The following is a 17,369-nucleotide window of genomic DNA, read 5'->3' as shown; positions in this document are numbered from 1 at the left end:
TTATCTTTCAACAACCGCCTTTAGGCATTTATGAGACAAATAGCGCCCCAGACCAATCAGGACAAGCGCAAGCAGCTCACTTTTACATAGCGAGCTGCTGCGCCGCCACGTCAATGGTGGTGGCCGTGGCCGCCGTGCACGTGGCGGTGGGCGATTTCCTCGGCCGTGGCGGCGCGCACCTCGGTCACCTTGCAGGCGAAGCGCAGCGCCTTGCCGGCCAGCGGGTGGTTGCCGTCCAGGTGCACCTCGGGGCCCTTGATCTTGACCACGTGGAACACCTGCGGCTGCCCGTCCGCACCCGGCCCCTGGAGCTGGCCGCCCACCTTCACGCCGGGCGGGAATTCGCTCTTGGGGATAGTGCGCACCAGGCCCTCGTCGCGCGGGCCGAAGGCGTCCTCCACGGCCAGGTCGACCGTGGCGGCATGGCCCGCGGCCTGGCCTTCCAGCGCGGCCTCCACCTTGGCGAAGAGGTTCTCGTAGCCGCCGTGCAGGTAGGCCACGTGGCCGGAGTCGAGCAGCTTGCCCGTGGCGGGGTCGGTGATCTTGTAGGTCAGGGTGACGGCGGTGTCTTTGGCGATGTGCATGGCAATGGGTTCACGAAACGAAGGCGCCATTGTCCCGCACGCGCCCCGCGCTCAGTCGAGCTTCACGCCCGTGGCCTGGACCACCTTGCGCCATTTCTCCACGTCGGCCGCGATGTCGCGCGCGAACGCCTCGGGCTTGTTGGCCACAGGCTCGGCGCCCAGGTCGCGCAGCTGCTTGGCCACCTCGGGCTGCTGCACGGCCTGTGCCACGGCCGATTGCAGCGTGTCGAGCACCGCCTTGGGCGTGCCCGCGGGCGCCAGCAGGCCGAACCATCCGGAGACCTCGTAGCCCGGCACGCCGCTCTCGGCCACCGTGGGAATGTCGGGTGCGCCGGGCCAGCGCTGCGGCGTGGTCACGGCCAGCGCGCGCACCTTGCCGCTGCGCACGAAGCCGATGGTGGACGGCAGGTTGTCGAAGCCCACCTGGATCTGCCCGCCGATCAGGTCGGTGAGCATGGGCGCGGCGCCCTTGTAGGGCACGTGCGTCATGTCCACGCCCGCCATCATCTTGAGCAGCTCGGCGCTCATGTGCGGCGAGCCGCCGGGGCTGGTGGAGCCGAAGTTGATCTTGCCCGGCTGCGCCTTGGCCAGCGCCAGCAGCTCGCCCAATGTCTTGGCGGGCACGCTCGGGTGCACCACCACGATGTTAGGCGTGCTGGCGACCACGGTGACGGGCGCGAAGTCCTTCACCGCGTCGTAGGGCAGGTTCTTCTGCAGCGCGGAGTTGATGCCGTGCGAGCTGGCCGTGCCCATGACCAGCGTGTAGCCGTCAGGCGCGGACTGGGCCACGGCCACGGACCCGATGGCGCCGCTCGCGCCCGCGCGGTTCTCCACCACGAAGGGCTGCTTGAGCCGCTCGGCGAGCTGCGCAGCGGCGAGGCGCGCGATGATGTCCGTGGTGCCGCCTGCCGGATAGGGCACGACGATGCGCACCGGCTTGGCGGGGTAGTTCTGGGCATGGGCCAGCGCGGCGCAGGCCGAAAGGGCCACAGCCGCGAGGGTGCGAAGCATCCTGAAGTTCATGGTGGTGTCTCCTTGCTTGTGGTGTAGAGGGTGTCAGGCGGGCGCGCGCGCGCGCAGCAGCGGCGCCATCTCGTCGGGCACGTCGAGCTCGAAGCCCAGGATGGCCGCCGACAGCGCCTTGCCGTAGTTGTCCAGCGACAGGCTGCGCGAGACGCCGCCGCCCAGGGCGCCGTGCGCGACGAAGTTGAGCGCGTGCAGGTTCTCCGCCTCGTAGCGCAGCACCTCGCCGGTGATGGCCGCGCGGTGGAAAGCCTTGAAGCGCTCGGCGGTGAGCTGCTCCTTGAGCAGCGGATACAGCGCGGGTTCGTAGGCGAACACGGCGATGTTGGAGGTGTTGCCCTTGTCGCCCGAGCGCGTGTGGGCCACTTGTTCCAGTCGTGCCTTCATGTCGGTCGCTCCTCAGCTCGTGAAATAGTCGATGTGCGCAGCTACCTGCCCGCGCGGCACGAGCGATGACCACACGCCGATCACCTCGCGGGTGCGGTCCTGGTGCGGCACGCGCTTGCCGGTGTGGCCCACGCCGGAGACGGCCATGCCGTCCACCTCGCGGCCGACCTTGACGGCCTCCTCGCGCGTGCGGGTGCGCGCGGCCACGCGCACGGCCACCTCGTAGGGCTCGGGCGCGTCGGGCGGCGTGGCCGCGCCGTGGATGGCGTTCAGGCCCAGGAAGTCGATGCGCACTTCCTCGGCGTCGAGCTTCACGATCTTGAAGCGCTCTTCCAGAATCTTCTTGGCGAGCTGCGCGCGGCGCAGCGCGCCGGGGCCGGCGTAGAAGAACATGTCCTCGCCGATGAAGCCCTCGGTGCAGCCCATCGAGACCTTGAGCGTGGGCGTGCGCGGCTTGCCGGTGAGGCCGGTGACGCGCACGCGGTCGAGGCCCAGGGGCTCGATACGCGCGCGGGTGAAGTCCACCACCACGTCGGGCGTGATGTAGTTGGCGGGGTCGTGCACCTCGTAGAGCATCTGCTCCTTGACGGTCTGCGCGGTGATGGCACCGCCCGTGCCCGCCACCTTGGAGAGCGTGACGCCGCCCTGCGCATCCACCTCGGCGATGGGGAAGGCGAAGTTCCACGGATCGGGCACGTCCTTGAGGCCCGGGTCGGCGAAGTAGCCGCCCGTGACCTGCGCGCCGCACTCCATCAGGTGGCCGATGCCGCTGCCCGCGCCGATCCTTTCGTGGTCGAGCGGGTCCCAGCCGAACTCGTACATCATGGGCGCGAGGAACAGCGACGGGTCGGCCACGCGGCCCGTCACCACGATCTGCGCGCCCTCGCGCAGCGCCTGCACGATGGGCTCGGCGCCCATGTAGGCCTCGGCGGAGATCAGCGTGTCCTTGAGCGTGGCCGTGGGCTGGCCGTTTTCGAGGATGGTGGGCGCCAGCTCCAGCACGCGGTCGGTGATGAGGCTGCCGCCCACGGCCGCCACCTTCACGCCCGCGATGCCCAGCTCGCGCAGCAGCTCCACGATGCGCCGGGCCGCGCCCTGCGGGTTGATCCAGCCCTGGTTGGAGACGATGCGCGTGCCGCGGCGCATGCAGGCGGGCAGCACGGCGCGCATGCGGTCGTCCAGGTAGGTGTCGTAGCCGGGGAAGGACGGGTCGCGCCGCGCACGCACCTGCGCGGCAGAGACCGTCGCCTCGGCCATGGTCTCGAAGCACAGGTAGTCGAGGTCGCCACGCTCGGCGTTGAGCTGCGCGGGCTCCACGCGGTCGCCCCACCAGGCCGCGCCCGAGCCGATGCGCAGCAGCTTGTTCTCACTCATTCGCGTTGTCTCCGTTCTGGGTCTGCGGGGCATTCTGTAGAGTGGCGGCCAGGCAGACAACGCATGCACGGGCAAAGCGCATGTGAACGGATTTCACAGGAATCTCATGGACAAGTTCGGCGAACTGCAGGTGTTCCTGCGCGTGGTGGAGGAAGGCAGCTTTTCCGGCGCGGGCCGCAGGCTGCACCAGTCGCCCTCGACGATCAGCAAGCTCATCGCGCGCATGGAAGCGCGCCTGGGCGTGCGGCTGTTCGAGCGCGTGGCGGGTGCCATCCGCCTCACGCAGGAGGGCGAGCGCTTCCGCGCGGCGGGCGAGCAGGTGGTGCAGGCGATGGAGGAGGCCGAGGCCGGCGTGCGCGTGGCCGATGCCGAGGTCTCGGGCACCGTGCGCATCCACACCGCGCTGACCACGGCCAAGTACCTCGTCGCGCCCCGGCTGCCCAGGCTGCTGGACAAGCACCCGCGCCTGCACCTGGACTTCGTGCTGGGCACGCAGCGCGGCGACTTCATCCGCCAGGGGCTGGACGTGGCCATCCACAGCGGCCGGCCCACGGAGCAGACGCTGATCGGCCGCCCGCTGATGCTGCGCCCCTGGGTGATCGCCGCCGCGCCCGGCTACCTGCAGCGCTTCGGCACGCCCGCGCAGCCCGAGGACCTGCTGCGCCACCGGTGCCTGAACTTCACCATCCGCACCCAGTGGAACCGCTGGACGTTCCACGACGAGGGCGGGCTCAAGACCATCGACATCCCGAACTACATCGGCGCGGACCAGGGCGAACTGCTGCGCACCTTCGCGCTGCTCGGGCTGGGCGTGGTGCGGCTCGCGCGTTTCCACATCGCGGGCGACCTGGCGACGGGCGCGCTGGTGCCGCTGCTCACGCAGTACCAGGAGCGCACCGAGGACGACCGCTTCTACCTGCTCTACCCACGCGGGCGCTCGCTCGCGCCGCGCGTGCGGGCGGTGGTGGACTTCCTGGCGCAGGAATTCAGCGGCTGACGCTCAGGCGCCCCGCGGCACCTCGTCGGCCTGCGCGCCGGGGTGCCGCGCGAAGCGCCGGGCCTCGGGGCCGTGCACCGGGTCGTGGCTGTCCCACGGCCAGCCGCCGAACTGGGTGCGGCGGTAGTCCTGCATGGCCTGCATGATTTCCTGCTGCGTGTTCATGACGAACGGGCCGTACTGCGCCACCGGCTCGCCGATGGGGCGGCCCTGCAGCAGCAGGCATTCCACAGCGTCGCTGCCAGTGTTGTGCAGCTCCAGCGCCTGGTCCGCCACGATCTCCAGCGCCGCATGGCCGGGCACGCGGCCGCCGGCGAGCGCCAGGCCCTGGCCCGCGAACCAGTAGAGCATGCGCCGCGTGCCTTCGCCCCGGGCGGCAGGCAGCGTCCAGCGCGCGCCGGGTTCCAGGCGCAGCGTCCAGATGGCCACGTCGCCCTCGGCATCAGCGGCCCAGGACTCGGGCGGGGGCGGCAGCGGCGTGGCCCCCGGCAGTGCGCCGGCAACCACGGTGACGGTGGCACCGTCCTGCTCCACGCGCGGGATGCGCTCGTTCCAGAACATGGTGAAGTGCGGCGCGGCCATCTTGCGGCGGGCGGGCAGGTTCAGCCAGATCTGGAACAGCTCCAGCGGGTTGGGCTGGTCGGTGCGCAGCAGCGGGAACATCTCGGAGTGCTGGATGCCGCGCCCAGCGGTGAGCCACTGCACGTCGCCCCCGCCGAAGCGCGCGGCCGCGCCCAGCGAGTCGGCGTGGTCGATCAGGCCCTTGCGCACCAGCGTCACGGTTTCGAAACCGCGGTGCGGGTGGCCGGGGAAGCCCGGCACGCTGTCGCCGTGGTACATGGAAAAGCCGTCCTTGCGGCTAAAGTCGCTGCCGATCTGGCGCTCCTCCAGTGCCACCGCCTGCACGCCCATGGCGCCGTTGCCGGCGGGGTAGGCATCGTCGTGGTGGGCGCAGAAGAGGAACGGGTCCAGCGTGGGCCACAGCGGGCCGAGGGGCTGGCTGCGCAGGATGGGAGAGGAAGTCATGGACAAGGTGCTCCAGGGCGTGGGAATGCGGCAATGCGCCGTTTCCAGCATATGCGGGCGCCCGGCGCGGAAACCAGCGGCGCGCGTGCAACGCTGTGGTGCGCGGATGGGACAATGGCAGCGCCTGCAGAAAAATCGGCCTCCAGCGCTTATCCATCAAGCGCAACCAGCTATTCTTTTGGGAGCAACACTACACGCTGCGCAGAGGCTGGTTGAGCTCGGTGCGCCACGCGCTGGCGTCGGAGCCGGTCTCGGGGCCGGTGAGGTAGCACTCCCACAGGTCGCCGGTCACGTCGAGCTGCTGCTGCGCGGCCCAGTCCATGAAGGCGCGCCAGGCCTGCGGCAGGTCCTCGTAGCGGCCGCGGTGCTCGGTGCGGGCCACGCGCATCGCGGGCCACTGGCTGGGGCGCATGCGGCCGGCCGGGCCGACGGGCTTGTCCACGGGCACGCCGATCTCGAAATCGAAGCTGTCGGTGGGGCGGCGCAGGTGGTGGGTGAACAGCGGGCCTGCGGGCCTGGCGCCCTGGGCGCGCACGCCCTCCAGCAGCTCTGCCACGCCGCGGTCCATGGTGTTGCGGATGTCCTCGCGCGTGCAGCGCACGTGGAACACGGCGGTTTCGCGCGCGGCGGCGATCTCGACGATGCGGGGCGGCTCGATCATGGTCAGCCCGCGTCCGTGACCACCATCCATGACACGCCGAAGCGGTCGTTGACCATGCCGAACGCGGGCGAGAAAAAGGTCTTGGCCAGCGGCATGACACCCGCGCCGCCGTCGGCCAGCGCATCGAAGCGGGCGCGCGCCTCGGCCTCGCTGGGCGAGGACAGTGCCAGCGAGATGCCCTGGAACACCGGCCTGCCGCCCGCGTCGCCGTCCGAGGCCATGAGCGCCGTCTCGCCGATGTGGAACTCGGCGTGCATGACCTTGTCGCCCGGCGGCGCGGCGCTGGCGCATTCGCCGGACGGCGGCTCCGGGCTGTCGCGCAAGCGCATCAGCACCATGGTCTGCGCGCCCAGCGCCTGCGCGTAGAAATCCAGCGCCTCCTCGCAGCGGCCGTCGAACATCAGGTAGGGCTGGACTTGCATGCATCGCTCCTTTCGGCGGTGGAACAGCCCATCGTAGGCACGCGCGCGCCGCGTGGGTGTAGGCCGACGCCGGGCCTGCAAAAACAGCCAAATCGGCCTGCAGCGCCCGACCATCCAGCGCAAGCAGCTATGCGATGAATAGCACCGCCGCCTCAGCGGCCGCGTTGCCGCCCCAGCCACCAGCCCGCCGCCAGGCCAACGGCGCCCAGCGCGGCCACCAGCGCGGCGGTGCCGGCGCGGCGCTGGCGGTTGCCGCCGTCGATGGAGGTCTGCAGCGAAGGGCGGAACAGGTTGCCCTCGCTCGGCGGCACGGGCGTGGCGTGGCGCAGGCCCAGGTCGCTCAGCCAGCGCATGGCGCGCGCCGTGCCTCCGGGGGCGATCGCATGCGCCACGCGGCCCGGCAGCGCGCCCGCGCCCAGCCAGGTAACGGCGCGGGGCCGGGGCGCGTCCGCCAGGTCCACGATGGCCTGGGCCACGGCGCGCGGGTCCACCATGGGCAGCGGTGGGCGGATGCGCCGGCCGGTGTAGTTGGCGCCGTGCGACAGGCCCGGCGAATCGACGAAGGTGGGCGCCACGTCGCACACGTGCACGTGCGGCAGGCCGGCCACCTCGGCGCGCAGGCTTTCCGACAGGCCGCGCAGGCCGAACTTGCTGGCCGCGTAGGCCGCCGCATAGGGCGTGGGCACCCAGCCGCCGAGCGAGATCATGTTGACCAGTAGCCCGTGGCCCTGGGCGCGAAAGCGCGTGAGCGCCGCGTGCGCGCCGTGCAGGTGGCCCAGCAGGTTGGCCTCGATCACGCGCCGATGGGCTGCCAGCGGCACGCCGTCGAAGCGGCCCACCGCGCCCACGCCCACGGCGTTGACCCAGACGTCGATGCGCCCGAAGTGGCGCACGGTTTTGTCGGCCAGGGCCAGCACGGCGTCGGCGTCGGTCACGTCGGTGGGAATGCCCAGCGCCTGCCCGCCCGCGGCGTTGCAGGCCAGGGCCACGGGCGCCAGCGTCTCGGGGTTGCGCGCCGCCAGCACCAGGCGCGCGCCGCGCCGCGCAAAGGCCAGCGCGGTGGCATGGCCGATGCCGCTGGAGGCCCCGGTGACGACGACGACGGGCTGGGCGGGAACGGGCGAAGCGGGCGGGTTGCGGTGCATGGCGCGGCAGGGGAAGCGGGCGGAATGGCGTATTTGTAACCGCACCTCCCGCCCCTGCCGCGTAGGACGGGGGCGATCGCCGCACCAGCGGTTTCAAGCCGAATCGGCCTCCAGCGCCCGTCCATCAAGCGCTGGCAGCTATCAAATCAGGATTTCTCAGGGACGTGGCTTGTTGCCGAAACGCACGACCAGGCCCTGGGGCGTGACGGTGATGCTCTCGGGCTGCACGCCCAGGCCGTCGGCCAGGGCGAGGTCCTTGGGCTGCAGCTGGTGCAGCACCACCTCGCGCAGCGACTGGTCGGCCAGCTGCTGGCCGTAGAGCGCCAGCGCCTGCGCGGCCTGGGGCCTGAGGCCGTCCAGGCGCAGCGCATTCACGCACAGGTCGTGCGCGCGCAGGGTGCGATCCGAAGGCTCGTAGCGCAGCGCGAAGTCCACGTCGAACGTGCCGCCGTGGCTGCGCCGCAGCAGCGGGCCGCTGGCCTGCACGTCGGCCACGGCGTTGATCTGGTTGCGCTCGGGCAGCAGCGCGGGGCGCGGCGTCTGCAGCTGCAGGTCGAGCAGGCCGGCCACGGGGTAGCTGCGCGGAAAGCGCCCGTCGAGCGCCTGCTGCATCTGGCGCAGGCTGACGGTGTAGCTGGGCTGGGCGGCCGCGCAGGCGCAGAGCAGCGTGAGCGGGCTGGCGGCGAGGGAGAGAAGGTGTCTGCGGCGCATCGCCCGATTGTGGCCGTCACTCCATCAACGTCTGCAACCGGACGTGAGCGGCGCTGGCCTCGTCCACGGGCCGCTGGTGCATGGCGAGCAGATAGCGTTCGCTGTACACGTCCAGCCAGTCCTGCAGCGCATCGGCCGCCACGCCCTCGCCCGCGAGATCGAGGCACTGCGCCGCCACGTCGGCGGTGCAGAAATGGCCGCCGCGCCGCGACCGCCGCAGCCGGTAGCGCGAGGCCTCGCCGCCTTCGAGGCTGAGCACGGGGAAGCGGTCGAGGTACGGGCTCTTGCGGAACATCTTGCGCGCCTCGGACCACGTCGCGTCGAGCAGCACGAACAAGGGCCGCGCGCCGGGTTCGACCGCATGCACCACGCGCGCCGGGTCGGCGAACTCGCCGGGGAACACCACATAGGGCTGCCGCTGCGGATCGGACAGCAGGGCCAGCAGCGCCGGATCGGCCTCGGTGCGCGCCCAGCCGAAGGCGTGCGTATCGGCCACCACGTCGGCCACCAGCCAGCCGGTGTTGCTGGGCTTGAGCGGCTCGGCGTCGTGCATCAGCAGGCACACGCCCGCACGCGTGGCGACCTGCGGGCGCAGCAGGCACATGCAGTGGCTGGTCACCAGCCGGCAGCCCGGGCAATGCACGCGGCGCGAGCCGCCGCGCGCCAGGAAGGGCCGCGTGCTGCGGGCCAGGCGCGCGTCGCGCAGCAGGGATACCGCATGGGCTGGGGCTGGGAGCATGGATGGGGCGGACGCAAAGCCGAGCATTGTCGCGCACGCGGCGCCCCCGGGTTAGCCCTGACCCGGCGCGCCAATCGTTTTATCCATTGAAACTTCCATGCCGTCTTTTGACCCTCTGCCGCCCGTGCACCTAAATTGCACGCCGAACGACGTTTCAACCAAAGAAACACGCCCATGCCCCCTTCAACCCGTCCCAAAGCCGTGGTGATCCCCCCGCCCGGCGGCAGCACGTCCACCGTGGAGCGCGCCATGCGCGTGCTGCGGGTGATGTCCGAGGGCGGCAACGCCCGCCTGACCGACATCGCCGCCGCGGCCGACCTGGACAAGGCCACCGCGCTGCGCCTGCTGGAGGTGATGGTGCAGGGCGGCTTCGTGATGCGCGACGCGCAGAGCAAGCAGTTCTCGCTCGGGCCCGAGCTGATGGTGCTGGGCGCCGCGGCGCTGCGGCGGTTCGACCCGCGTTCGCTCGCGCGCCCCAGCCTGCTGCGGCTGGTGGGGCGGTTCGAGGACAGCGTGGTGCTCTCCATCCCCAGCGGCGTGGAGTCGCTGTGCATCGACGTGGAGGAAGGCACCTACCCTATCCGCGCCAACTACCTGCGCGTGGGTAGCCGCCGGCCGCTGGGCGCGGGCGCGGGCAGCCTGGCGCTGCTGGCCTGGATGCCCGAGGCCGAGCGCGAGGCGGCGCTGGACATCCTGGCCGGCCAGATGGGCCGCTACCCGCGCATCACGCCCGCGCTGCTGCGCGAGCGCATCGCCGACGCGCGCGAGCGCGGCCACGTCGTGCTGCTGGACGTGGTGATCGAGCGCATGGGCGGCATCGCCGTGCCCATCCTCGACCCCGAGGGCCGCCCCGTGGCGGCGCTGAGCATCGCCGCGCTGAACGATCGCATCCTCTCGCGCGAAGCGGCGCTGGCCCAGGCGCTGCTGCACGAGTCCACCGTCTGCCAGGTGCGCTGGGCCGAGGCCATGCGCACCAGCATGGCGGCCACCCGCCACACCAAGGAGACCGCACGATGACACCCCCCACCCCCACCGCGTGGCTGCGCGGCGCGGGCAGCATCCCCTTCGGCCGCCACGAGGGCCAGGGCCCGATCGACCTGATGGCTGCCGCCACGCGGCAGGCGCTGGAGAGCAGCGGGCTTGCGCGCGGCGACATCGACGGCGTGCTCTGCGGCTACGCCACCACGCTGCCGCACCTGATGCTGTCCACGCTGCTGTGCGAGCGCCTGGGCCTGGCGCCGCGCTACGCGCACGGCATGCAGCTGGGCGGCGCCACGGGCGCGGCCATGCTCATGGCCGCGCGCGAGCTGGTACGCGCGGGCCGCTGCCGCAACGTGCTGGTGGTGGCGGGCGAGAACCGCCTCACGGGCCAGTCGCGCGACAGCGCCATCCAGACCCTGGCCCAGGTGGGCGACGCGGACTACGAGGTGCCCAATGGCGCCAGCGTGCCCGCCTACTACGCGCTCATGGCCTCGGAATACATGCAGCGCACGGGCGTCACCCGCGCCGACCTGGCGGAGTTCGCCGTGCTCATGCGCGCCAACGCCGCGCGCCACCCCGAAGCCCACCTGCGCACGCCCATCACGCAGGCCGAGGTGCTGGCCTCCAAGCCCATCGCCGCGCCGCTGTCGCTGCTGGACTGCTGCCCGATCTCGGACGGCGCCATGGCGCTCGTCGTCTCCGCCGAGCCCGGCCCGCACGCACCCATCCGCATGGCGGGCGCGGGCCAGGCGCACCGCCACCAGCACCTCACGGCGATGGCCGACGTGATGCAGTGCGGCGCGGGCGAGGCCGCCGCGCAGGCGTTCACCGAGGCGGGACTGGCCCAGGCCGATATCGACTACCTGGGCATCTACGACTCGTTCACGATCACGCTGGTGATGCTGCTCGAAGAGATCGGCTTCGCCCCGCGCGGCGGCGCCGCCGCGCGGGCCCGCGCGGGCGACTTCGCGCCCACGGGCGCGCTGCCGCTCAACACGCACGGCGGACTGCTGTCGTTCGGCCACTGCGGCGTGGCCGGCGGCATGGGGCACGCGGTAGAAGCCTGGCGCCAGATGACGGGCCAGGCAGGCGAGCGCCAGATCCGCGCGCCGCGCCGCGCCTTCGTGCATGCCGACGGGGGCGTGATGTCCTCGCACGTGAGCCTCATCCTTTCGCGGGAGAACTGACCATGCTTGCCGCCCCCTTCAACGACGGCCTGCGCGCGGGCGTGGTCCGCTTGCAACGCTGCGCCGCCTGCGGCCACGCCCAGACCCTGGCGCGCCACGCCTGCCAGCGCTGCGGCCACGAAGACCTGCGCTGGCATGACGCCGCGGGCACCGCCACTGTGCGCGCCGCCACGGTGGTGGCGCGCGCGCCGTCCGACGACTTCCGCCCGCTCGCGCCCTACACGCTGGTGATCGTGGCGCTGGACGAAGGCCCGCGCCTCATGGGCCATGCGCTGCCTGGCACGCAGATCGGCCAGCGCGTGCGCGCCGGATTCTTCGAGCACCAGGGCCGCCCGCTGCTGCGCTTTTCCCCCATCGACTGACACCACAACCCAAGGAGACACGCCATGCATCCCATTCCCTCCCGCCGCCGCTGGATCGGCATCGCCTGCGCCGCCCTGTGCGCCGCCCCGCTCGCCTGGGCTAGCGGCTACCCCGACAAGCCCGTGAAGCTCGTCGTGCCCTACCCGCCGGGCGGCCCCACCGACATCGTGGCGCGCGTGGTGGCGCAGAAGCTCCAGGAGCAGATGGGCCAGCCCTTCGTGGTGGACAACCGCCCCGGCGCGGGCGCCAACATCGGCGCCGAGGCCGTGGCCCGCAGCGCGCCCGACGGCTACACGCTGGTCGTGGCCACCACGGCGCACGCCATCAACCCCTCGCTGTTCGCCAAGCTCAACTACTCCATCACCAAGGACTTCGCGCCCATCTCGCAGCTCACCAGCGGCCCGCTGGTCATCGTGACCAGCCCCGCCACGCCCGCGAACAACGTGAAGGAGCTGATCGCGCTGGCCAAGTCCAGGCAGGGCGGCCTCAACTACGCCTCGTCGGGCAACGGCCAGTCCACGCACCTGTCGGCCGAGCTGTTCAGCGCCATGGCCGGCGTGAAGATGGCCCACGTGCCCTACAAGGGCAGCGCGCCCGCGCTCACCGACGTGATGGGCGGCCAGGCCGACCTGATGTTCGACACCATGCTCTCGTCCATGCCGCACGTGAAGGCCGGCAAGCTCAAGGCCCTGGCCGTCACCAGCAGCCAGCGCTCGCCCAGCGCGCCCGACATTCCCACCGTGGCCGAATCGGGCCTGCCCGGCTACGAGGCCATCGCCTGGAACGGCCTGCTGGCCCCGGCCGGCACGCCGCCCGAGGTGGTGAACCGCCTGAACGCGGAGCTGAAGAAGGTGCTGGAGAACCCCGAAGTGAAGCAGCGCTTCGAGGCCCAGGGCTTCTCCGCCGCGTGGGACACCCCCGCCGCCTACGGCAAATTCCTGCAGGCCGAGGTGGACAAGTGGGGCAAGGTGGTCAAGACCTCCGGCGCAAAAATTGACTAACCCCCTCAGTCGCTTCGCGCCTTCCCCCTGGAAGGGGGACGCCGCCAGTGCGGCGGGGCGGCCCTTGCACGGCGGCCCTCGCCCGGGTTGCGCCGGTTTCACGGGTTGCGCGTCATGGCTCTTCGACAACTGAGATACACGTAACTGCAATGCAAGACCTGCTCGTCTCCGCCCTCGACCCGCGCTCGGTCGCCATCATTGGCGCGTCCGAGAACATCCACAAGATCGGCGGGCGCCCCATCCACTACATGCAGCGCCACGGCTACCGGGGCGCCGTCTATCCCATCAACCCGGCGCGCGAGGAAATCCAGGGCCACAGGAGCTACGCGTCGCTGGCCGCGCTGCCCGAGGTGCCCGACCTCGCCGTGATCGCCCTGGGCGGCGACAAGACCGTGGCCGCCGTGGAGGAATGCGCCGCGCGCGGCGTGAAGGGCGCCGTGGTCATCGCCTCGGGCTTCGGCGAGACGGGCCCCGCCGGGCGCGAGCTGCAAGACCACATGGTGGCCAAGGCCCGCGCCGCGGGCATGCGCCTGTATGGCCCCAACACGCAGGGCCTGGCCAACTTCGGCACCGGCGCCATCGCGGGCTTTTCCACCATGTTCATCGAGGTGCCGCCCATGGACGGCCCCGTGGGCATCGTGAGCCAGAGCGGCGGCATGAGCGCCATGGCCTACGGCCTGCTGCGCGGGCGCGGCCTGGGCGTGCGCCACGTGCACGCCACGGGCAACGAGGCCGACGTGACCGTCGCCGAGATGGCCTGGGCCGTGGCCCACGACCCCGACGTGAAGCTGCTGCTGCTGTACCTGGAGAACATCGCCCAGCCCGAGATGCTGGCCGCCACCGCCGCCTATGCTCGCGAGCGCGACCTGCCCATCGTCGCCGTGAAGGCCGGGCGCACGGCGGGCGGGCAGAAGGCCGCGTCGTCGCACACCGGCGCGCTGGCCAACGAAGACCGCACGGTGGACGCCTTCTTCCAGCACCACGGCATCTGGCGCGTGCGCGACCCGCACGAGCAGGCGCGCGCCGCGCACGCCTACCTGAAGGGCTGGCGGCCCGAGGGGCGGCGCCTGGTGGTCATCAGCAACTCCGGCGCGAGCTGCGTGATGGGTGCCGACGCAGCCGACGACGCGGGCCTGGCGCTGGCGCCGCTGAGCGACGCCACGCAGGCCGCCGTGGCCTCCAAGCTGCCGGGCTTCGCCACCGCGAGCAACCCCATCGACGTGACCGCCGCGCTGCTGTCCAACAGCGGCCTGTTCGGCGACGTGCTGCCCGCCGTGGCGCAAGACCCGGCGGCCGACCTGTTCTTCCTGAACATCCCCGTGGCCGGCGCGGGCTACGACGTGGATCGGTTCGCGCGCGACGCCGCCGCGTTCGAGGCCGCCGCCGGCAAACCCGTGGCCGTGGCCGCGTGGCAGGAGAGCGTGGCCGCGCCCTTCCGCGCCCACGGCATCGCCACCTTCCCCAACGAGGGCGAGGCCATCGCCGTGCTGGCCCAGGTGGCGGGCCACACGGCGCTGATGCGCGCGCCGCGCGCCGCCTGGCCGACGCTGCCCGACGTGCAGGTGCCCGCCGGCGCCCAGGGCTTTCTCAACGAGGTGGACAGCCTGGGCCTGCTGGCGCGCCACGGCGTGCCCACCGTGCCCATGCACCTGTGCCGCACGGCCGACGAAGCGCGCGCCGCGTTCGACGCCATCGGCGCGCCCGCGGTCGTCAAGGCCTGCTCGGCCGAGGTGCCGCACAAGTCCGAGCATGGCCTGGTGGCCCTGGGCGTGCAGACGCGCGAGCAGGCCGCCGAGCTGTTCGAGCGCTTCTGGGCCAGGATGGATGCGATGGGCGTGCAGCGCGACGGCGTGATCGTGGCCGCCACGCGCAAGGCCCGGCGCGAGTTCATGGTGGGTGCGCGCATCGACCCGGTGTTCGGCCCCGTGGTCGTGGTGGGCGACGGCGGCAAGTACGTCGAGGCGCTCAAGGACTGCGCCGTGCTGCTGCCGCCGTTCTCCGAGGAGCAGGTGCAGGCGGCGCTGCGCACGCTGCGCATCGCGCCGCTGCTCGATGGCGTGCGCGGCGAGCCGCCGCTGGACGTGGCCGCCCTCTCGCGCATCGCCGTGGCCGTGGGCCAGGTGATCGCGGGCGCGCGCGGCACCATCGCGTCGCTGGACCTCAACCCGGTGATGGTGGGTGCCGCGGGCGAAGGCGCCGTGGTGGTGGATGCGCTGGTAGAAGTATCAAAACCATAGCTGCTCGCGCTTGATGGACAAGCGCTGCAGCCGGTTTTGGCTGCTATTCCTCAGCCGCGCGGCGGCACCTCAAGACCACGCTGCACGGCAGGCCGTGCCACGAACGCGGCCAGCACGCGCTGCACGTTGGGGAAGGCATCGAAGCCCACCAGCTCGCCCGCGCCGTAGAAGCCCACGAGGTTGCGCACCCAGGGGAACACGGCCATGTCGGCGATGGTGTATTCGCCACCCATGATCCAGTCGCGGCCCGCCAGGCGCTGCTCCAGCACGCCCAGCAGGCGCTTGGACTCGGCCACGTAGCGGTCGCGCGGGCGCTTGTCCTCGTAGTCCTTGCCCGCGAACTTGTGGAAGAACCCGAGCTGGCCGAACATCGGCCCCAGCCCGCCCATCTGCCACATGAGCCACTGCAGCGTCTCGTAGCGCGCGGCCGCGTCTGCGGGCAGGAAGCGCCCGGTCTTCTCGGCCAGGTACCACAGGATGGCGCCAGTCTCGAACAGCGCCAGCGGCTGGCCGCCCGGACCATGGGGGTCGAGGATGGCGGGGATCTTGTTGTTCGGGTTGAGCGAGAGGAACTCGGGCGAGAACTGGTCGTTCTTCTCGAAGCTGACCAGGTGCGCCTCGTAAGGCAGCGCCATCTCCTCCAGCGCGATCGACACCTTCACGCCGTTGGGCGTGGGCAGCGAGTAGAGCTGCAGGCGGTCGGGGTGCTGGGCGGGCCACTTGGCCGTGATGGGGTGGGTGAGAGCCATGGTCAATCCTTCACGAGGCCGCTGTCGACCACGAGGTTCTGCCCCGTCACCGCGCGCGCCCAAGGCGAGAGGAAAAAGAGCACCGCGTCGGCGAACTCGGCCGGCGTGGTCACGCGGCGCAGCGGGGTGAGGCTGGCGATCAGGTCGAACACCGCCTCGGGCGTGGCGCTGCTCGCATCGGTGGTGCGCAGCAGCCCGCCCGAGACCATGTTCACCGTGATCCCATGAGGCCCCAGATCGTTCGCCGCCGTGCGCGTGAGCGAGAGCAGCGCCGCCTTGGCGGCCGTGTAGTCGTGGTAGGGCACCACCGGGTTCTGGAACAGGTTGGTGCCCACGTTCACGATGCGCCCGAAGCCCTGCGCGCGCATGGCGGGCAGCGCGGCCTGCATGGTGTTGAGCGCGCCCTTCACCGCGCCCTCGATCTGCTGGCTGAAGCGCTCCCAGGCAATGTCGCCCAGCTTGGGGCGCGCGTCGCCGTCGAACGAGAACTGCGCCAGCGCATTGTTCACCACCGCGTTGATACCGGAGCCCGTGCGCTCGCGCGCGGCGGCGAAGAGGCGTTGCACCGCGGCGGCATCGGTCACATCGGCCTGCAGCGCAATGGCGCGCGGCCCCAGTTCCTCGGCCAGCGCCTGCGCGGCGGCATCGCTGCGGTGGTAGTTGATGACCACCCCGGCGCCCTCGCGCGCCAGCGCACGCGTGATGGCCTGGCCCAGCCCCCGGGCGCCGCCCGTGACCAGCACCCATTGATCGGACAAAAGCATGGAATCGCACTCCTTTGGTGTCTCTCGCAAATAGGGCCCCGGGCCCCAAAACACGACGGCGCCCGAGGGCGCCGCCGCCGGCCATTGTGCGTGGCCGGGAAAACTACCAGAGGCCGTGCGCCTTCAGGCGGCCGCTGGCTTAGGCGGGCGGTGCAGCACGCACAGCTTGTTGCCCGCCGGATCGCGCAGATAGGCCAGGTACAGCCGCCCGCCCGGAGCGTTCTCGCGCCAGCCCGGCGGGTCTTCGCAGGTCACGCCGCCGGCAGCCACGCCCGCCGCATGCGCCGCATCCACCTGCGCGGGCGACTCGGCCGCGAAGCCCGTCGTGGCGCCGTTGCCGTGGCAGGCCGGCGCGCCGTCGATGGGCGCGGAGATCGCGAAAGTGTTGCCCGCGTGCCGCCAGAAGGTGCGGCCCTTGGGGTCGGTGAAGCCAGGCTTGCAGCCCAGGGCGCCGAGGAAGGCGTCGTAGAACTGCTTGGATTGGTCGGGGTTGCTGGCTCCCAGCATGACGTGGCTGAACATGGGGGGTGGGTCTCCTTGGTGAAGCGTATCGGTGAGCCCTAAAGGGCAGGTGCAGGCGGCATTCGCCGCTAGCAACGATCGTAGCGGGCTAAGCGCTTGATTGCAGGAGAGCTACAAGAGGCGGGCAAAGCTAGAGCGTGTTATGAACTTATTCCGGAGCCCAGGACAGGCGCAGCCTTGGGCAACATGAGGATCACGAAGATCAGGAAGTGCAGCCCAGCGAGCACCTGGGGCAGTCTCTCGTAGTCGCGGCTGAGCCTTCTGAAGCGCGCCAGCCAGCCAAAGCTGCGCTCGACCACCCAGCGCCTGGGCAACAACACAAAGCCTTTCTTGGCCTCGGGCAGCTTGACGATTTGCAGGTCAATGCCGTGCTCACTGGCCTGCTGGTTTGGCTCCTCACCCGTGTAGCCCTGATCGGCCCAGGCCAGAGGGTGTGCAGAATTTTGTGTAAACGGACAATCCACCGCCGGCGCGAGCCGGCCTGTCCGTAAGCACA

At 71.4% G+C, this 17,369-nt stretch carries 20 protein-coding genes; 6 read left to right on the top strand and 14 right to left on the bottom strand.

Features of this window, described 5'->3' with window-relative positions; genetic code table 11:
• Nucleotides 1-110 precede the first annotated feature (110 nt).
• Genes AVS7_RS14855 through AVS7_RS14840 form a run of 4 tightly spaced genes read right to left on the bottom strand, consistent with a single transcriptional unit; the run spans nt 111 to nt 3,368 of the window.
• Nucleotides 111-584 carry a peptidylprolyl isomerase gene (locus AVS7_RS14855; protein ID WP_020229171.1) on the bottom strand — a complete coding sequence of 158 codons (474 nt, stop codon included), beginning with the start codon at nt 582-584 and terminating at the stop codon, nt 111-113.
• Between the two features lie 51 nt (nt 585-635).
• Entirely contained in the window at nt 636-1,607 is a 972-nt protein-coding gene (locus tag AVS7_RS14850) for a tripartite tricarboxylate transporter substrate binding protein (RefSeq protein WP_020229170.1), read from the bottom strand.
• A gap of 33 nt (nt 1,608-1,640) precedes the next feature.
• The gene (locus AVS7_RS14845; RefSeq protein ID WP_024001629.1) at nt 1,641-1,994 is read right to left on the bottom strand and encodes a hypothetical protein; all 354 of its coding nucleotides are present in this window, start codon (nt 1,992-1,994) and stop codon (nt 1,641-1,643) included.
• Between the two features lie 12 nt (nt 1,995-2,006).
• Nucleotides 2,007-3,368 (bottom strand): acyclic terpene utilization AtuA family protein, encoded by a 1,362-nt coding sequence (locus tag AVS7_RS14840; protein WP_020229168.1) that lies wholly within the window; start codon nt 3,366-3,368, stop codon nt 2,007-2,009.
• Nucleotides 3,369-3,474: 106 nt separating this feature from the next.
• Here AVS7_RS14840 and AVS7_RS14835 point away from each other — a divergent pair, with 106 nt between their 5' ends.
• Nucleotides 3,475-4,365, top strand: coding sequence for a LysR family transcriptional regulator (locus tag AVS7_RS14835; RefSeq protein WP_020229167.1), 891 nt, complete (start codon nt 3,475-3,477; stop codon nt 4,363-4,365).
• A gap of 3 nt (nt 4,366-4,368) precedes the next feature.
• On the opposite strand, the gene AVS7_RS14830 is transcribed toward AVS7_RS14835, so the two are convergent.
• The 6 genes from AVS7_RS14830 to AVS7_RS14805 all read right to left on the bottom strand — a co-directional run bounded on the left by AVS7_RS14830 (nt 4,369) and on the right by AVS7_RS14805 (nt 9,069).
• Nucleotides 4,369-5,391, bottom strand: a complete 1,023-nt coding sequence (locus tag AVS7_RS14830; protein WP_020229166.1) for a pirin family protein — start codon at nt 5,389-5,391, stop codon at nt 4,369-4,371.
• Nucleotides 5,392-5,581: 190 nt separating this feature from the next.
• On the bottom strand, nt 5,582-6,052 hold the full coding sequence (locus AVS7_RS14825) for a GyrI-like domain-containing protein (protein ID WP_020229165.1): 471 nt from the start codon (nt 6,050-6,052) through the stop codon (nt 5,582-5,584).
• A 2-nt stretch (nt 6,053-6,054) separates the two neighbouring features.
• A complete protein-coding gene (locus AVS7_RS14820) occupies nt 6,055-6,474 on the bottom strand; it encodes a VOC family protein (protein ID WP_020229164.1) in 420 nt (139 codons plus the stop codon).
• Between the two features lie 152 nt (nt 6,475-6,626).
• Complete coding sequence (locus AVS7_RS14815) at nt 6,627-7,619, bottom strand: SDR family oxidoreductase (protein ID WP_020229163.1); 993 nt, start codon at nt 7,617-7,619, stop codon at nt 6,627-6,629.
• Between the two features lie 156 nt (nt 7,620-7,775).
• Nucleotides 7,776-8,330 (bottom strand): hypothetical protein, encoded by a 555-nt coding sequence (locus AVS7_RS14810; protein ID WP_020229162.1) that lies wholly within the window; start codon nt 8,328-8,330, stop codon nt 7,776-7,778.
• Between the two features lie 16 nt (nt 8,331-8,346).
• The gene (locus tag AVS7_RS14805) at nt 8,347-9,069 is read right to left on the bottom strand and encodes a tRNA-uridine aminocarboxypropyltransferase (RefSeq protein ID WP_020229161.1); all 723 of its coding nucleotides are present in this window, start codon (nt 9,067-9,069) and stop codon (nt 8,347-8,349) included.
• Between the two features lie 174 nt (nt 9,070-9,243).
• Here AVS7_RS14805 and AVS7_RS14800 point away from each other — a divergent pair, with 174 nt between their 5' ends.
• The 5 genes from AVS7_RS14800 (at nt 9,244) to AVS7_RS14780 (ending at nt 14,838) form a co-directional block, all read left to right on the top strand.
• Entirely contained in the window at nt 9,244-10,086 is an 843-nt protein-coding gene (locus AVS7_RS14800) for an IclR family transcriptional regulator (protein WP_024001627.1), read from the top strand.
• Nucleotides 10,083-11,237 carry a thiolase family protein gene (locus AVS7_RS14795; protein ID WP_020229159.1) on the top strand — a complete coding sequence of 385 codons (1,155 nt, stop codon included), beginning with the start codon at nt 10,083-10,085 and terminating at the stop codon, nt 11,235-11,237. Before AVS7_RS14800 ends, AVS7_RS14795 begins: the two co-directional genes overlap by 4 nt.
• 2 nt (nt 11,238-11,239) lie before the next feature.
• The gene (locus tag AVS7_RS14790; RefSeq protein ID WP_020229158.1) at nt 11,240-11,599 is read left to right on the top strand and encodes a Zn-ribbon domain-containing OB-fold protein; all 360 of its coding nucleotides are present in this window, start codon (nt 11,240-11,242) and stop codon (nt 11,597-11,599) included.
• A gap of 24 nt (nt 11,600-11,623) precedes the next feature.
• Entirely contained in the window at nt 11,624-12,601 is a 978-nt protein-coding gene (locus AVS7_RS14785) for a tripartite tricarboxylate transporter substrate binding protein (protein WP_020229157.1), read from the top strand.
• A gap of 149 nt (nt 12,602-12,750) precedes the next feature.
• Nucleotides 12,751-14,838 carry an acetate--CoA ligase family protein gene (locus tag AVS7_RS14780; RefSeq protein WP_020229156.1) on the top strand — a complete coding sequence of 696 codons (2,088 nt, stop codon included), beginning with the start codon at nt 12,751-12,753 and terminating at the stop codon, nt 14,836-14,838.
• Between the two features lie 50 nt (nt 14,839-14,888).
• Here AVS7_RS14780 and AVS7_RS14775 read toward each other — a convergent pair whose 3' ends face one another.
• The 4 genes from AVS7_RS14775 to AVS7_RS14760 form a co-directional block, all read right to left on the bottom strand.
• Entirely contained in the window at nt 14,889-15,587 is a 699-nt protein-coding gene (locus AVS7_RS14775; RefSeq protein WP_020229155.1) for a glutathione binding-like protein, read from the bottom strand.
• 2 nt (nt 15,588-15,589) lie between these two features.
• On the bottom strand, nt 15,590-16,351 hold the full coding sequence (locus AVS7_RS14770; RefSeq protein WP_020229154.1) for a 3-oxoacyl-ACP reductase: 762 nt from the start codon (nt 16,349-16,351) through the stop codon (nt 15,590-15,592).
• A gap of 123 nt (nt 16,352-16,474) precedes the next feature.
• Nucleotides 16,475-16,873, bottom strand: coding sequence for a VOC family protein (locus tag AVS7_RS14765; protein WP_020229153.1), 399 nt, complete (start codon nt 16,871-16,873; stop codon nt 16,475-16,477).
• Nucleotides 16,874-17,013: 140 nt separating this feature from the next.
• Nucleotides 17,014-17,369 (bottom strand): IS5 family transposase (locus tag AVS7_RS14760; protein ID WP_020229152.1); only part of this gene is annotated, 356 nt, incomplete at its 5' end.

Origin of the sequence: Acidovorax sp. MR-S7, from assembly GCF_000400995.2 — a bacterium.
Taxonomy (GTDB): domain Bacteria; phylum Pseudomonadota; class Gammaproteobacteria; order Burkholderiales; family Burkholderiaceae_C; genus MR-S7.
The sequence above is the reverse complement of the archived record's forward strand: the minus strand, read 5'-3'. Positions and strand labels throughout refer to the sequence as shown.

Excerpts from the sequence above, each read along its gene's own strand:
- AVS7_RS14780 (WP_020229156.1), top strand. The coding sequence starts at position 12,751 with ATGCAAGACCTGCTCGTCTCCGCCCTCGACCCGCGCTCGGTCGCCATC.
- AVS7_RS14855 (WP_020229171.1), bottom strand. The coding sequence starts at position 584 with ATGCACATCGCCAAAGACACCGCCGTCACCCTGACCTACAAGATCACC.
- AVS7_RS14775 (WP_020229155.1), bottom strand. The coding sequence starts at position 15,587 with ATGGCTCTCACCCACCCCATCACGGCCAAGTGGCCCGCCCAGCACCCC.
- AVS7_RS14795 (WP_020229159.1), top strand. The coding sequence starts at position 10,083 with ATGACACCCCCCACCCCCACCGCGTGGCTGCGCGGCGCGGGCAGCATC.
- AVS7_RS14770 (WP_020229154.1), bottom strand. The coding sequence starts at position 16,351 with ATGCTTTTGTCCGATCAATGGGTGCTGGTCACGGGCGGCGCCCGGGGG.
- AVS7_RS14840 (WP_020229168.1), bottom strand. The coding sequence starts at position 3,368 with ATGAGTGAGAACAAGCTGCTGCGCATCGGCTCGGGCGCGGCCTGGTGG.
- AVS7_RS14820 (WP_020229164.1), bottom strand. The coding sequence starts at position 6,474 with ATGCAAGTCCAGCCCTACCTGATGTTCGACGGCCGCTGCGAGGAGGCG.
- AVS7_RS14790 (WP_020229158.1), top strand. The coding sequence starts at position 11,240 with ATGCTTGCCGCCCCCTTCAACGACGGCCTGCGCGCGGGCGTGGTCCGC.
- AVS7_RS14845 (WP_024001629.1), bottom strand. The coding sequence starts at position 1,994 with ATGAAGGCACGACTGGAACAAGTGGCCCACACGCGCTCGGGCGACAAG.
- AVS7_RS14835 (WP_020229167.1), top strand. The coding sequence starts at position 3,475 with ATGGACAAGTTCGGCGAACTGCAGGTGTTCCTGCGCGTGGTGGAGGAA.
- AVS7_RS14810 (WP_020229162.1), bottom strand. The coding sequence starts at position 8,330 with ATGCGCCGCAGACACCTTCTCTCCCTCGCCGCCAGCCCGCTCACGCTG.
- AVS7_RS14850 (WP_020229170.1), bottom strand. The coding sequence starts at position 1,607 with ATGAACTTCAGGATGCTTCGCACCCTCGCGGCTGTGGCCCTTTCGGCC.
- AVS7_RS14805 (WP_020229161.1), bottom strand. The coding sequence starts at position 9,069 with ATGCTCCCAGCCCCAGCCCATGCGGTATCCCTGCTGCGCGACGCGCGC.
- AVS7_RS14815 (WP_020229163.1), bottom strand. The coding sequence starts at position 7,619 with ATGCACCGCAACCCGCCCGCTTCGCCCGTTCCCGCCCAGCCCGTCGTC.
- AVS7_RS14785 (WP_020229157.1), top strand. The coding sequence starts at position 11,624 with ATGCATCCCATTCCCTCCCGCCGCCGCTGGATCGGCATCGCCTGCGCC.
- AVS7_RS14830 (WP_020229166.1), bottom strand. The coding sequence starts at position 5,391 with ATGACTTCCTCTCCCATCCTGCGCAGCCAGCCCCTCGGCCCGCTGTGG.
- AVS7_RS14825 (WP_020229165.1), bottom strand. The coding sequence starts at position 6,052 with ATGATCGAGCCGCCCCGCATCGTCGAGATCGCCGCCGCGCGCGAAACC.
- AVS7_RS14800 (WP_024001627.1), top strand. The coding sequence starts at position 9,244 with ATGCCCCCTTCAACCCGTCCCAAAGCCGTGGTGATCCCCCCGCCCGGC.
- AVS7_RS14765 (WP_020229153.1), bottom strand. The coding sequence starts at position 16,873 with ATGTTCAGCCACGTCATGCTGGGAGCCAGCAACCCCGACCAATCCAAG.